The organism is Microbacterium lacus (assembly GCF_002812805.1).
GTDB lineage: Bacteria > Actinomycetota > Actinomycetes > Actinomycetales > Microbacteriaceae > Microbacterium > Microbacterium lacus_A.
Genome location: NZ_NMUM01000022.1, coordinates 65,784 through 78,819, shown reverse-complemented (window position 1 = coordinate 78,819; position 13,036 = coordinate 65,784). Strand labels below are relative to the sequence as shown.

At 68.0% G+C, this 13,036-nt stretch carries 12 protein-coding genes and 1 pseudogene; 4 read left to right on the top strand and 9 right to left on the bottom strand.

Going from position 1 to position 13,036, the window contains the following annotated elements:
• The first annotated feature begins 2 nt into the window (after nt 1-2).
• Entirely contained in the window at nt 3-944 is a 942-nt protein-coding gene (locus CGU34_RS06725; RefSeq protein ID WP_100813663.1) for an NADP-dependent oxidoreductase, read from the top strand.
• Here CGU34_RS06725 and CGU34_RS06720 read toward each other — a convergent pair.
• Nucleotides 941-1,789 (bottom strand): sulfurtransferase, encoded by an 849-nt coding sequence (locus CGU34_RS06720; RefSeq protein WP_100813662.1) that lies wholly within the window; start codon nt 1,787-1,789, stop codon nt 941-943. The two genes, CGU34_RS06725 and CGU34_RS06720, sit on opposite strands and share 4 nt — an antisense overlap.
• Before the next feature lie 116 nt (nt 1,790-1,905).
• Nucleotides 1,906-2,334 (bottom strand): annotated as a pseudogene (locus CGU34_RS06715) (ABC transporter permease subunit); the annotation flags it as partial.
• Here CGU34_RS06715 and CGU34_RS06710 point away from each other — a divergent pair.
• From CGU34_RS06710 to CGU34_RS06700, 3 genes are read left to right on the top strand one after another with little or no spacing between them, the layout of a single operon-like run.
• Nucleotides 2,324-2,695, top strand: a complete 372-nt coding sequence (locus tag CGU34_RS06710) for a hypothetical protein (protein ID WP_100813661.1) — start codon at nt 2,324-2,326, stop codon at nt 2,693-2,695. The pseudogene CGU34_RS06715 and the gene CGU34_RS06710 overlap by 11 nt on opposite strands.
• A gap of 9 nt (nt 2,696-2,704) precedes the next feature.
• Entirely contained in the window at nt 2,705-3,688 is a 984-nt protein-coding gene (locus tag CGU34_RS06705) for a Gfo/Idh/MocA family protein (RefSeq protein ID WP_100813660.1), read from the top strand.
• Between the two features lie 17 nt (nt 3,689-3,705).
• Nucleotides 3,706-4,581 carry an NYN domain-containing protein gene (locus CGU34_RS06700; protein WP_036294741.1) on the top strand — a complete coding sequence of 292 codons (876 nt, stop codon included), beginning with the start codon at nt 3,706-3,708 and terminating at the stop codon, nt 4,579-4,581.
• Nucleotides 4,582-4,631: 50 nt separating this feature from the next.
• Here CGU34_RS06700 and CGU34_RS06695 read toward each other — a convergent pair whose 3' ends face one another.
• The 7 genes from CGU34_RS06695 to nhaA form a co-directional block, all read right to left on the bottom strand.
• Nucleotides 4,632-5,045, bottom strand: coding sequence for a DoxX family protein (locus CGU34_RS06695; RefSeq protein ID WP_100813659.1), 414 nt, complete (start codon nt 5,043-5,045; stop codon nt 4,632-4,634).
• Nucleotides 5,046-5,113: 68 nt separating this feature from the next.
• On the bottom strand, nt 5,114-6,136 hold the full coding sequence (locus tag CGU34_RS06690) for a 1-aminocyclopropane-1-carboxylate deaminase (RefSeq protein WP_100813658.1): 1,023 nt from the start codon (nt 6,134-6,136) through the stop codon (nt 5,114-5,116).
• A 73-nt stretch (nt 6,137-6,209) separates the two neighbouring features.
• Nucleotides 6,210-7,250, bottom strand: coding sequence for a cupin domain-containing protein (locus tag CGU34_RS06685; protein ID WP_100813657.1), 1,041 nt, complete (start codon nt 7,248-7,250; stop codon nt 6,210-6,212).
• 2 nt (nt 7,251-7,252) lie between these two features.
• Entirely contained in the window at nt 7,253-7,708 is a 456-nt protein-coding gene (locus CGU34_RS06680) for a DoxX family protein (protein ID WP_100813656.1), read from the bottom strand.
• Nucleotides 7,709-7,715: 7 nt separating this feature from the next.
• Nucleotides 7,716-8,366: a GyrI-like domain-containing protein gene (locus CGU34_RS06675; RefSeq protein WP_100813655.1), complete on the bottom strand. Its 651-nt coding sequence runs from the start codon at nt 8,364-8,366 to the stop codon at nt 7,716-7,718.
• Between the two features lie 126 nt (nt 8,367-8,492).
• A complete protein-coding gene (locus tag CGU34_RS06670; RefSeq protein WP_100813654.1) occupies nt 8,493-11,063 on the bottom strand; it encodes an ATP-dependent Clp protease ATP-binding subunit in 2,571 nt (856 codons plus the stop codon).
• Nucleotides 11,064-11,123: 60 nt separating this feature from the next.
• A complete protein-coding gene (nhaA, locus tag CGU34_RS06665; RefSeq protein WP_232711570.1) occupies nt 11,124-13,013 on the bottom strand; it encodes a Na+/H+ antiporter NhaA in 1,890 nt (629 codons plus the stop codon).
• Nucleotides 13,014-13,036: the final 23 nt, after the last annotated feature.

Sequence of the window (13,036 nt, the reverse complement as noted above, 5' to 3'; positions counted from 1 at the left end):
CCATGACTCGCGCAATCGTCTATACCGAGTTCGGCGGGCCCGAGGTCCTCACCGTTACCGAGACCCCGACCCCCGAGCTGCGCCCGGCGCACCTGATCGTCCGGGTCGAAGCCGCGGGAATCAACCCGATCGACGCCAAGCTGCGCGCGGGTAGGCGTACGTCCGCCCCGCTCACGGCCCCGCGGCATATCGGGCGCGACGGCGCCGGTGTGGTCGTTGCCGTTGGCGATGACGTGCAGGGGTTTCGGGTCGGCGACCCCGTCGCTTTCCGCGAGACATCCGGCACCTACGCGAGCGAGGTGCGGGTCGCCGCACACAATGCCATCCCCCGCCCGCCGTCGGTTTCGGCCGCAGCGGGTGCCGGCATCGGCATCCCGGTGGGAACGGCGTACCAAGTGCTCCGCTCGCTGGATGTCGGGGCGGGTGACACCCTTCTCCTCCACGCGGGATCCGGATCCGTCGGCCAGGCCGCCATCCAGTACGCCCGGCTCTGGGGCGCCACCGTTATCGCTACCGCGAGCGAGCGCCGCTTCGACCGCGTGCGCGAGCTGGGGGCCACGCCGGTCGCGTACGGCCCGGGTCTGCTCGAGCGCGTTCGCGAGGCGGCACCGCAGGGCATCACGGTCGCGTTCGATGCGGCGGGGACCGACGAGGCGCTCGACGTGTCGTGCGAACTCGTGGCCGACCGTCATCACATCGGAACGATCGTGCGCGGACAGGATGCCGGCAACTACGGCGTGCGCGCCTTCGGCGGCGGCAGCTCCACACCCCTCACCGAGACCGAGCTCGCCTGGCGTGCCGAGGCGTTCCCCGTGACGATGGCTCTGATCGCGGCGGGTGTGTTCTCGATCGAGGCGGGCCCTTCGTTCTCGCTGGAAGACGCCGCCGAGGCGCACCGCGCGATCGAGCGCGGTGTCGACGGCAAGATCGTCCTCGTCCCCTAGCGCGACCCCGGATTCGGGCCCGTCGCGACGGGACGGTCCGGATGATTGGCCCACTGACTCCACGAACCGGGGTACAGAGTGGGCGCGAAACCCGCGAGCCGCAGGGCGACGAACGCGTGCGACGCCGTCACCCCCGAACCACACGACACGGCGACGGGCGATGCGGCGTCGACTCCCGCTGCCGTGAACCGCGCGAGCAGGGCCTCGGGCCCCAGAAACCGCCCATCCTCGTCGACATTTCCTGTCGTGGGCACGTTGATCGAGCCCGGAATGTGGCCGGCGCGCGGGTCGATCGGCTCGACATCGCCGCGATAGCGTTCGGGTGCCCGTACGTCGAGCAGAGCACCGGATGCCGCGAGCTCCGCGGCCTCGTCGATCGAGACCTGAGCGAGCCGGCCCGCCGACAAGGTGGCTGACCCGGGCACCGGCACAACATCGCCCTCGTTGAGGGGCAGCCCCGCTGCCGTCCATGCTCGGAGCGCCCCGTCAAGGATCCGCACGTCGGCAAGACCCGCGTCCGTCAGCACCCACCAGGCGCGGGCCGCGGAGAGCGATTTCAGGTCGTCGTAGACGACGACCGTGTCGCCGTCGTTGATCCCCCACCGGCGCACGGCGGCCTGGAGCGTCGCAGCATCGGGGAGCGGATGACGCCCGTCGGCCGGTTCGCCGTGCGCGGCCAGCTCGTCGTCAAGACTGACGTACACGGCTCCGGGGATGTGGCCGGCGAGGTAGTCCGGTCGCCCATCCGGACGATCGAGCCGCCATCGGACGTCGAGCACGCGGACCGGCGCTCCCTCGGCGATCAGCACGGCAAGCGCCTCGGGCGTGATGAGGATGTTGGACATGGCTCTCCCGGGACGGTGACGGACGAATACGTGTCCAGGCTAGACGGGCGGAAACGACAAACGCGGCGATCGGATGACCCGACCGCCGCGTTGCCGTGTTGCATTTTCTCGTCAAGCTAGTTCGCCGAGCGACGCTTGTTGTAAACGTCGAATGCGACCGCGAGGAGCAGCACGAGACCCTTGACGGCCTGCTGCCACTCGATGCCGATGCCGAGGATCGACATACCGTTGTTCAGCACACCGATGATCAGACCACCGATGATGGCGCCACCGATCGTGCCGACACCACCCTGCACGGCCGCGCCACCGATGAACGCCGCAGAGATCGCCTCGAGCTCAAAACCGTCACCGGCCTTGGGTCCGGCGAGGTTCAGGCGAGCCGTGAAGATCAGGCCGGCCAGGGCGGCGAGGAAGCCCATGTTGACGAACAACCAGAAGTCGACGCGGCGGGTCTTGATGCCCGAGAGCTCGGCCGCGTGGCGGTTGCCACCGATCGCGTAGATGTGGCGGCCGAAAACGGTGCGGTTCATCACGATGCCGTACATCTCGCGGCTCGGCGCCGTCGGTGGCGACGATCTCGCGGCGGTTGCCGATGCGATCGCCGCGGGCGGCAAGCGGCGCATCCGCGATCTCTCGCGCACAGTCACGGCAGCGCTCGCCCTGAGCCGGGACACCGGCATGCCCATCGCTCTCGCGCCCCGCACTTCCGGCGCGGTCGCGCTGTATCTCGCGACGTCAGGGAGCTTCGATGTCCGCGCCGTCGTCCGGGGACACACCCTCCGCTCCACCGACGACGGCTGGGAGTTCGGAAAAGGACCCGCCATGGAAGACACCTCGACCCGGTTGGTCGCCTTCCTCTGCGGTGTCTCGCAGGAACCTCCGCGGCTCACACCGCCCCGGAGGTAGGCTCGGGGCATGACCGGGCTGCGTTGGGGAATTCTTGCGACGGGCAGCATCGCCCGCACTTTCACGAAAGACCTGCACGTCGCCGGACGTGAGATCGTGGCGGTCGGCTCTCGATCGGATGTGTCGGCCCGGGCGTTCGCCGAAGAATTCGGCATTCCGCACGCCCACGGGTCCTACGAGGCGTTGCTCGCCGACCCCGATGTCGACATCATCTACGTCGCGACACCCCACCCCGCCCACGCCGAGAACGCCCTCGCGATCATCGCCGCCGGCAAGCATGTTCTGGTCGAGAAGCCGTTCACCCTCAACGCGACGGAGGCCGCCGCCGTTCGCGATGCCGCCGCCGCGCGCGGTGTGCTCGTGCTCGAGGCGATGTGGACGCGCTACCTGCCCCACATGGTGCGGATTCGCGAGCTGATCGCCGACGGTGCGATCGGTGAGGTGCGGGCGGTCTTCGCCGATCACACGCAGCAGATCTCCGATGACCCCGGTCACCGCCTGAACGCGCTGGAGCTCGGCGGTGGCGCACTGCTCGACCTCGGCATCTATCCCGTGTCGTTCGCCTGGGACATCCTGGGACGCCCCGAAACGATCCTCGCATCGGCTCGAAAGAGCGATACGGGGGCCGACACCGAGATCGCGACGATCTTCACGCACGCGTCCGGAGCGATCTCGACCACGATCTCGTCGTCGCGCGCGGCCGGTCCGAACACCGCGCACATCATCGGAACCGCGGGGCGGATCGATATCGACCGCACCTGGTACAACGCGACGTCGTTCCGCCTCAGCGCTCCGGACGGCACGGTACGCGAACACTATGTGTCGCACGTCCAGGGCCGCGGGATGCAGTACCAGGCACTCGCGGCAGAACGGCTCGTCGCAGAAGGCAACCTGAGCGGCGACATCCTCCCCATCGACGAGACGGTGGAGATCATGGCGACCCTCGATCAGATCCGGGGCCACATCGGCCTCGTCTACCCGAGCGAGGCCTGAGATGGGCGGCGCCTGATATGGCCGAGGGTGGACGCGTTGCCGTCTATCTCGACTTCGACAACATCGTCATCTCCTGGTACGACCGCGTGCACGGTCGGAACGCGTACGGGCGTGACCGGCAGCGCATCGCCGAGAATCCGGCCGAGCCCGAGATCGCGGAGCGCCTGAGCCAGGCTGTCATCGACGTCGGCGCGATCATCGACTACGCCGCCTCGTTCGGGACCCTCGTGCTGACGCGCGCGTATGCGGACTGGTCGTCGCCCGTCAACGCTGTGTACCGCAGCCAGCTCGTAGCCCGCGCGGTCGACCTAGTACAGCTTTTCCCCGCCGCGGCGTACGCGAAGAATGGCGCCGATATCCGCCTCGCGGTCGACGCGGTGGAAGACATGTTCCGCCTTCCCGACCTCACGCACGTCGTGATCGTCGCGGGTGACTCGGACTACGTGCCGCTCGCGCAACGCTGCAAGCGCCTCGGTCGGTTCGTCGTCGGCGTCGGCGTCGCTGGGTCCACGGCGAAGTCCCTGGCGGCGGCCTGCGACCAATTCGACGCTTACGACGCCCTCCCGGGAGTCACGGTTCCGACCGACAAGCCGCAGCAGAAACCGGATGCATCGGCATCCGACGCTCCCGTGCGTCAGCGTCGCCGAAGCGCGAAGGATCCGGCCGCCGACCTGCTCGAGCGTGCCCTGCGGCTCGAGCACGAGCGCACCGACGCCGACTGGATGCACAGCTCGGTCATCAAGAACCTGATCAAGCGGATGGATCCGTCGTTCAGCGAGAAGGGGCTCGGTTACAAGTCGTTCTCGGACTTCATCAAGGCGCATCCGACGATCGTCGAGATGAACGAGACTGACAACATCCGGCTCGTACGCCTGGTTCCCGACAAGCGCTGAGTCAGCGGACGCTGAGCCGCCAGCTCGGTCACTGAGCCTGTCGAAGTGACCTACCGGTCCCGGGTCGACCAGTACGCCCAGGCCACGAGAACGGGCTGGAAGAACAGCCGTACCAAACGCTTGCGGTCGGTGTCGAGACCGAAGCCGTCGCGCTTCTTCGTGTACTGCTCGATGTTGCCCGGGAACACCGCGACGAAGAAGGCCGCGAGCAGCAGGCCGATCCGCGACCGCTCCTTCGGTAGGGCGATCAGCGCCGCTCCGAGCATGATCTCGACGGCGCCGGACGCGACGACCACGGCATCTTTGTCGAGGGGGGTGTATTCGGTCGTCCAGTCGGGTACCTGCGCCTGAAACTCTTTTCGCGCCCAGAACAGGTGCGAGATACCGGCGAAGGCGAGCGCACCACCGAGGGCCCAGCGCGCGATCGTGCGGGCGGGAGAGGTGGATCGACCGGGGTTCGTCATGAACCCCAGTCAACACCCCGTTCGACGCATACGCGACCCGGAATATTCGCCGACGCTGGATCCTGAGGTCAGTGGTAGCGGCCACTGTAGGCGTTCAGCGCCGGCTGTCCGCCCAGGTGCGCGTACAGGACGTTCGAGTCGCGCGGAATCTCGCCGGATGACACGAGGTCGATGAGCCCCGCCATCGACTTGCCCTCGTAGACGGGGTCGATGATGACGCCCTCGAGGCTCCCGGTGAGGCGCATCGCTTCATCGGTCGAGGCGACCGGAATCCCGTAATAGTCCCCCGCCCAGCCCTCGAGGACCGTGATCTCGTCATCGCGCAGCTCGCGCCCGACGCCGATCCTGTCGGCCGTGCGCCGCGCGATTCGGGCGACCTGATCGCGCGTCTCGTCGATCTTCGCGGACGCGTCGATGCCGATGACGCGGCGCTCGCGCCCGCCGAAGTTCTGCTGCAGATCCGCAAACCCGGCGATCATGCCGGCGTGGGTCGAGCCCGTGACGCTGCACACCACGATCGTGTCGAAGAAAACGCCGAGCTCGGCCTCTTGGGCGGCGACCTCGTGTGCCCAGTTGGCGAATCCGAGTCCGCCGAGCGGGTGGTCCGAGGCCCCCGCGGGGATCGGGTAGGGCGTGCCACCGGATGCCTCGACATCCGCGATCGCCTGCTTCCACGAGTCCTTGAACCCGATGCCGAAGCCCGAAGCGTCCAGCCGAACGTCGGCGCCCATGAGGCGCGAAAGCATGATGTTGCCGACGCGATCGTTCACCGAGTCGGGCCAGTCCACCCAGTTCTCCTGCACGAGCACGGCCTTTATGCCCAGATGCGCGGCGACGGCGGCGACCTGGCGCGTGTGATTGGACTGCACTCCGCCGATCGAGACCAGCGTGTCGGCGCCCTGTGCGATGGCGTCGGGGACGAGGTACTCGAGCTTGCGCACCTTGTTGCCGCCGTAGGCGAGTCCGCTCGAGACATCCTCCCGTTTGGCCCACACGCGCGCGCCGCCGAGGTGATCGCTCAGCCGGTTGAGCGGGTGCACGGGACTCGGCCCGAACGTGAGCGAGTGGCGCGGAAAATCGCTGAGCGGCATGTCTCTCCAAAGACTCGGGAATGCAACATATTACACATTGCCGACGAGAGCCCCGAACCGTGTGCGTCGAGGCTCAAACGGGGTCGGTCGGGTTGATCCGCTCCACCAGCAGCGGATCAACGGGGGTGAAGGGGAACTCCGGCAGGTCGTCGATCGCCACGCCGAGGGTCGCGGCCAGCACGGGGCGAGAGAACGCGGACACCGATTCGCGATACCCGACGTCGCCCGGCGTCGGCTGATCGAAGAAGATCAAGAAATGGATGTCGTCATCGCCGATGACCTCGATCTGATGCGGATAGGCGGGCGGCACGAAGTAGCAGTCGCCTGGCTGCAACAGATAGCTGTCGACCGTGCCGTCGGGGTCGAGGATCGACATCCGGGCGCGACCCCGGTGCACGTAGCCCATCTCCGCGGTGCCGGGGTGCCAGTGCGGTTCGCGCATCCCGTCGTCGCGGATCGTGAGCGAGTACATCGACATGCTCGTGAGCGCGGGCCAGTACTGGCTGCGGGCGAGCTTCACGGCACCGAACGGATGCTTGAGGGGCGCTTCTTGCGCCGCCAGATCGAGCTTGTGCGGGTTGCCATAGCCGGCTGTGTCGGGAATGACCGGCGGTCCCTCGCGCCGCACGATGTCGCGCGAGGTGGTGTCCCGCGACACCGGCGCGAATTCGCTCGATGCCAGGCCGAAGGTGTTGCCCAGAACCGCATCGGACATCTGGCCGAAGGCTGCGTGCAAGGAGAAATCCTCGGGCGACTCGTTCGAGAAGGCGACGATGACCTCGGCCTCGGAGCCGCCGATGTTCTCGATGTGGTGCAGCGCACCGGACGGAATCGTGAACATCTGGCCCGCATCGATCACGAACGACGAGAAGACGCTGCCGTTCTCGACGATCGACACCAGAACGGACCCCGACAGGCAGTAGCCGAGCTCGTCTGCGTTGGCGTGCCAGTGCGGTTCACGGATGTTGCCGGGCGCGAGCACCAACCGCTTGATCGAGAGGCGGCGCAGGATCGGGAAGTTGTCGACGGTGAGGCGACGGATGCTGCCGAGCTGGCTGGCGTGCTGGGCGTCGGCGGTGAGAAGCGAACGGACGTGCCGGGAAGACGGGGTCATGCTCAACGGCGACCTTTCGGGAATCGGGATGGCGACGACGAAGACGGATGGGCCGTGCTCCACAGTGCCCACACGACCAGCACGGGCTGCAGAAGCAGTCGCACGAAACGGGCGCGATCCGTGCGCATGAGCGGCGCGGGGCGGCCCGTCCGCCACTGGTGGACGTTGCCCGGGAACACGGCGACGAAGAAGGCCGCGACGGCCGCTCCGATGCGACGACGCTCACGCGGCAGAACGACGAGAGCGGCACCGAGCATGAGTTCGACAACCCCCGAGGCGATGATGATCGCATCCGTGTCGAGTCGCAGCATCCGCGTCGCCCACTCGGGCACGACGATCCGATACCCACGACGACCGCGCGAGAGATGCGACAGCCCGGCGCCAACCAGCACGGCGGCGAGCGACACGCGTCCGATCGTGCGTGCGATCTCGGCCGGGTTCTTCGATGCGCGTTCCATCACGTGCTCAGTTTTCCACGCCGGCGCGAGCGCCGACGTTCGACTCAACACGCTCGACGGGCTGGCGGAGGATCGTTCGAAGCTTCTCGGGCGCCGCGCGACGCGGATCGCTGAGGTAGATCTCGTGGTGGCGTCCGGTCATCCGCAGTCCCTGCTCCGGAATGAACTCGGCGTGCAGCGCCTCGAGTAGCGGCCCTTCTGCGTCGTAGGGCCCGATGTGGAGCGTCTGGACGCTGAGGCCCTCGTCGAGCACGTCTACCCGCAATGCCGCGAGCGCCGGCGCGATGCCTTTCGCGCGCACCGTCTGCATCGCGAGGTCCATGTGAGCGTCGTCGATCCACTCCGGCACCATGATCATCGCGGTCCACCGCCAGCGGCTCTTGTCCCGCGCGGCGGTGAAGGCGGCCATGTCGTCGGCCCACCACAGCGCCTCGAGGGGCATCACGACGTAGTCGCGGTCGAGTTCGCGTTTGCTGAGGAACTTGAGCGCGTACGCCACGGGATAGAGGGTCGCCAGGGCGTCCACGTACGTCTGCGAGGTGTTGGGGTCCCCGGCGCCGTCGATCGCCAGGTATCGCACCGGCGGCACCGTCACGATCTCGAAGCGACCGTAGGGCGCCGCGTATGTCGGGATCTGCTTCTTCAGGTCGACCTTCATCTCGCGAGAAGCGTAGCGAGGGGAAACGCTGACCGAGAAGAGGGCCGTTGCCGAGCGGAGGGAGAATTCGGTGGGACTCCCCCTCCGCCCGGCAAATCTCCTCCCCCAAGCAGAGGGAGGACGCCGTTACGCCGCCTGAGCTTGAGCGAGTGCGAGGCTTGTCACCAAAAGCTCGCCACCCGAGGCATCCACGCGGACCGCTCCCCCGTCGCTCAGCTCTCCCGAGACGAACAGGTCGGCGATGCGGTCGTCAACCTCGCGCTGGATCAGCCGGCGCAGCGGCCGTGCTCCGTACTCGGGCTCGTAGCCGTGCTCGGCGAGCCAGTCGATCGCGGCGTCCGACACCTCGAACGAGACCTCGCGCGCGCTGAGGCGGCGCTCGGTCGCACCCAGCATCAGGCTCACGATCTCGCGCAGCTGAGCTTTCTCAAGCTTGCGGAACAGCACGATCTCGTCGATCCGGTTCAAGAACTCGGGACGCATCGCCTCGCGAAGCTTTCCCATCACCCGCACGCGCAGCTCGTCCTCGCTCCCGAAACCGGTCGACCCACCGCCGTCGGCGATGAAGCCGATGGCGCCCGACCGCGACGCGAGAAACTCTGACCCGATGTTCGAGGTCATCACGATCACCGTGTTGCGGAAGTCGATCGTGCGTCCCTGGCCGTCGGTCAGGCGTCCGTCATCGAGCACCTGCAGCAGCAGATTGAAGACATCCGGATGCGCCTTCTCGATCTCATCGAACAGCACCACCGCGTAGGGGTTCCGGCGCACGCGCTCAGTCAACTGGCCCGCCTCGTCGTAGCCGACGTATCCCGGAGGGGCACCGACCAGGCGCGATACGGTGTGACGCTCGCCGAACTCGCTCATGTCGAACCGGATCACGGCCGACTCGTCGTCGAAGATCGACGACGCGAGCGCCTTGGCCAGCTCGGTCTTTCCGACACCCGTCGGGCCGAGGAAGAGGAACGATCCGATCGGTCGGTGCGCGTCGCCCATGCCCGTGCGGTTGCGCCGCACGGCCTTCGCGACGGCCTCGACCGCGCCATCCTGTCCGATCACTCGGCCGTGCAGCTCACCCTCCAGCTCGGCGAGGCGTTCGCGCTCGGTTTCGGTCAGGCGGTTCACGGGGATGCCGGTGGCCCGGCTGATCACGGCGGCGATCTGGGCCTCGTCCACGACGGCGTCGGTGCTGGCACCCGCCCTCGTGCGCGATGTGGCCTCGTCGATGCGCTGCTGCACCTCGGCGATCGCGTCGCGGATTCGGGAGGCCTCCTCGTAGTGCTCGGCGGAGACAGCGGCGTTCTTGTCTGCCTCCAGCTCCGCGAGCCGCGCGATCAGGGCGCTCACGTCGACCTTCGCGCCGAGCCGCAGGCGCAGCCGCGCCCCGGCCTGGTCGATCAGGTCGATCGCCTTGTCGGGCAGCACGCGCTCGGTCAGGTACCGGTCGCTCAGCTCGACCGCCGCCCGCAGCGCGTCGTCGGTGTACTCGACGGCGTGGTGCTCGGCATAGGCCGGGCGCAGGCCGCGCAGGATCAGCACGGAGTCCTCGATCGAGGGCTCGCCGACACGCACGGGCTGGAATCGGCGCTCCAGCGCGGGATCCTTCTCGATAGTCCGGTACTCCTTGAGCGTGGTGGCGCCGACCAGGTGCAGGTCGCCGCGCGCGAGACGGGGCTTCAGGATGTTTCCCGCGTCCATCGCGCCGTCGCCGCCGCCTCCGGCACCGACGAGCGTGTGCACCTCGTCGATGAAGACGATCACCTCGCCCTTGCGGGCCGAGATCTCGTCCATCGTCTGGGTCAGCCGCTCCTCGAAGTCGCCGCGGTAGCGGGTGCCCGAGAGCATGGCGGGCAGGTCCAGCGAGATGACGCGCTTGTCGCGCAACTGCTCGGGCACGCCGCCGTCGACGATCGCCTGGGCCAGTCCCTCGACGATCGCGGTCTTGCCGACACCAGCCTCGCCGACCAGCACCGGGTTGTTCTTGGTGCGGCGGCTAAGGATCTCGATGGTCTGCTCGATCTCGTCGGCACGACCGATCACGGGGTCGAGCTGGCCCGCGCGGGCGCGCTCGGTGAGGTCGGTTCCGAACTTCTCGAGCATCGGGGACTGTGTCTCGGATTCGGTCTGCTCGGGGCGCGTCTCGCCCATCGCGCCGACGGTCTCACGAGCGCCCTGGGTGAGGGCCTCGGCGGTGACGCCGGCTTCGGCGAGGACCTGCCCGGCCGGGGCATCTTGAGCCAGAACGAGCGCGAAGAAGAGGTGCTCGGGATCGACGTAGGTGGACCCGGATGACCGCGCCACCTGGAACGCGTGGAAGAGCGAGCGCTGAACGGACGACGTGATGACGGCGCTGTCGACCGACGCGGGGCTACCCGCGGCGGGTAGGCGCCCCTCGGCCGCGCGCACGATCGCCGACGCACTCGCACCGACGCGCTCGACGGCCTCGCGGGCCGGGGACTCGTCCACGATCACGCGAAGAATGTGCAGGGCGTCGAGCTCGCGCTGGCCGCGCTCGAGCGCGTAGCGTCCCGCGCGCTGCAGGATGTCCTGCGTGCGGGCGCTGAGGAACCGCGCGAGGTCGATCGACCGCTCGGCGCGAGCGCGCTCACCCGCCATGTAGCGGGAGAGGAATTCGTCGAATGCACCGGCACCACTGTCGAAGCCGTCGCCATTCGGGGGTGTGACATCGTTGGGCACGAGGCCTCCTGATCAACATGAGTCTTGAGCACTCAACTTTAGGAGTTGAGTGCGTTCGTATCAAGTTGAACGCGGAGGGGCGGCGGGTATTCCCGCTTGTGCCTGATCGGCCGCCTCGAGTGCTCGGATGAGGCTTTCGGAGTCGTAGGGCCCGATGTGACGCTTCTCGCCGACGAAGAACGTGGGTGTGGAGTGCAGGTCCATCATCTCCGCGTCGAGCCGGTCGTCGTCAACGCGTCGAATGACCTCCGCCGAGCGGAAGTCATCGACGAAACGGTCCATGTCGAGCCCCAAGGTGGTGGCGTAGCCGCGGATGTCGTCCTTCGCGAGCGCCTTCTGATTCGCGAACAGGGTCCGCGCCATCTCGAAGAAGTGTCCCTGCAACCCGGCGGCTTCGGCGGCCTTGGCCGCATCCTCGGCATGCGGGTGCACCGCATCGAGGGGAAGGTGACGGAAGACCCAACGCACCTGCCCGGGAAGACGATCGAAGACGGCGTCGATCGATCCGGTCGCCCGACTGCAGAACGGGCACTCGAAATCGCCGTACTCGACGATCGTGTAGCGAGCATCGACCGGGCCACGAATGTGGTCACGCTCGGGGTCGACGGGGCGGACGAGGTGTGCGCCGATCGCTCGGGGCGGCTGCAGGCGATCCGCGACGGTGAAGATGACCCACCCCAGCAGGAACGCGAGAACGGATGCCGCGAGCACACCGACGCGCGCCAGATCCTGCGCCTCGGCGTCGTCGATCGCGATGGTCACGATGAAGAGCGAGATCGTGAAGCCGATGCCCGAGAGCGCCGCTCCCCCGGCGATCCGGGGCATCCCGAGCCCCGGCGCGAGCTTGCCACCCCCGAACGCGCGAACGAGCGCTGTGCCACCCACGATGCCGACGAACTTGCCGACCACAAGGGCCGTGATGATGCCCCAGGTGAGGGGCGAGGTGAAGGCCGCCGCCAGCACCTGACCGTCCAGGTGCACACCCGCGTTCGCGAGGGCGAAGATCGGCAGAACGAGGAACGAGATGTACGGCGACCAGGACGTCTGCAGGCGCTCGTTGATCGACAGGGATTCGCGCAGGCTCCGAGTCACCGCCGCGGCGTAGAGAGTGTTCGGCGACTCACGGAACGCCTGCGTGAGCTGGGCGGTTCGTTCCACATCGCCCCGGCGGGGCGCGAAGACCGGGATGAGGAGCGCCACGGCGACGCCCGCGAGGGTCGGATGGATGCCGGCGTACGCCAACGCGACCCAGAGCCCCACACCCAGGACCGCGTAGCTCAGCCCCTGTGCGGCGCGCAGGAACCGCACGCAGGCGAGCGCCGCGACGAGCGCGATCGCGACCGCGAGCGGAACCCAGCGGATGCCCTCGTTGTAGAACAGCCCGATCACGAGCAGCGCGCCGACGTCGTCCACGACCGCGAGCGTGAGCAGGAAGGTGCGCAGGCGCGCCGGGAACTTCGGGCCGATGATGGCGAGCGCACCCAGCAGGAACGCCGTGTCGGTCGAGATCACGACACCCCACGCGTGGGCGTAGTCGGTCGACGCGGCGAACGCGAGAAAGATCAGGGCCGGCAGGATGAGGCCCGCCACGGCCGCCGCGATGGGCACTCGTGCTCGCGCCGGGTCGGTCAGCTCACCGATCGCGAACTCGCGTTTGACCTCGAGCCCGACGAGGAAGAAGAAGAAGGCCATCAGGGCGTCGTTGACGACACCGTGCAGCGTCGCTGAGACCTGCAGATCGCCGAGCGAGACATCCAGATGCATGTCCCAGAACTGCTCGTACGTGTAGCCCCAGGGCGAGTTCGCCCACAGAATCGCCAGCGCCGTGAAGATCAGGAGCAGTGCCGCCGCTTTACGATCCGAGGAGTCGCGTTTGTGCTTCATCCGCACCGATACCGGCGGCTCGAGCGTGATGGATCCGGACGGAGAGGCAGACCCGGGAGCGCTCATGCCGCCCAGCATAGGGGTCGCAC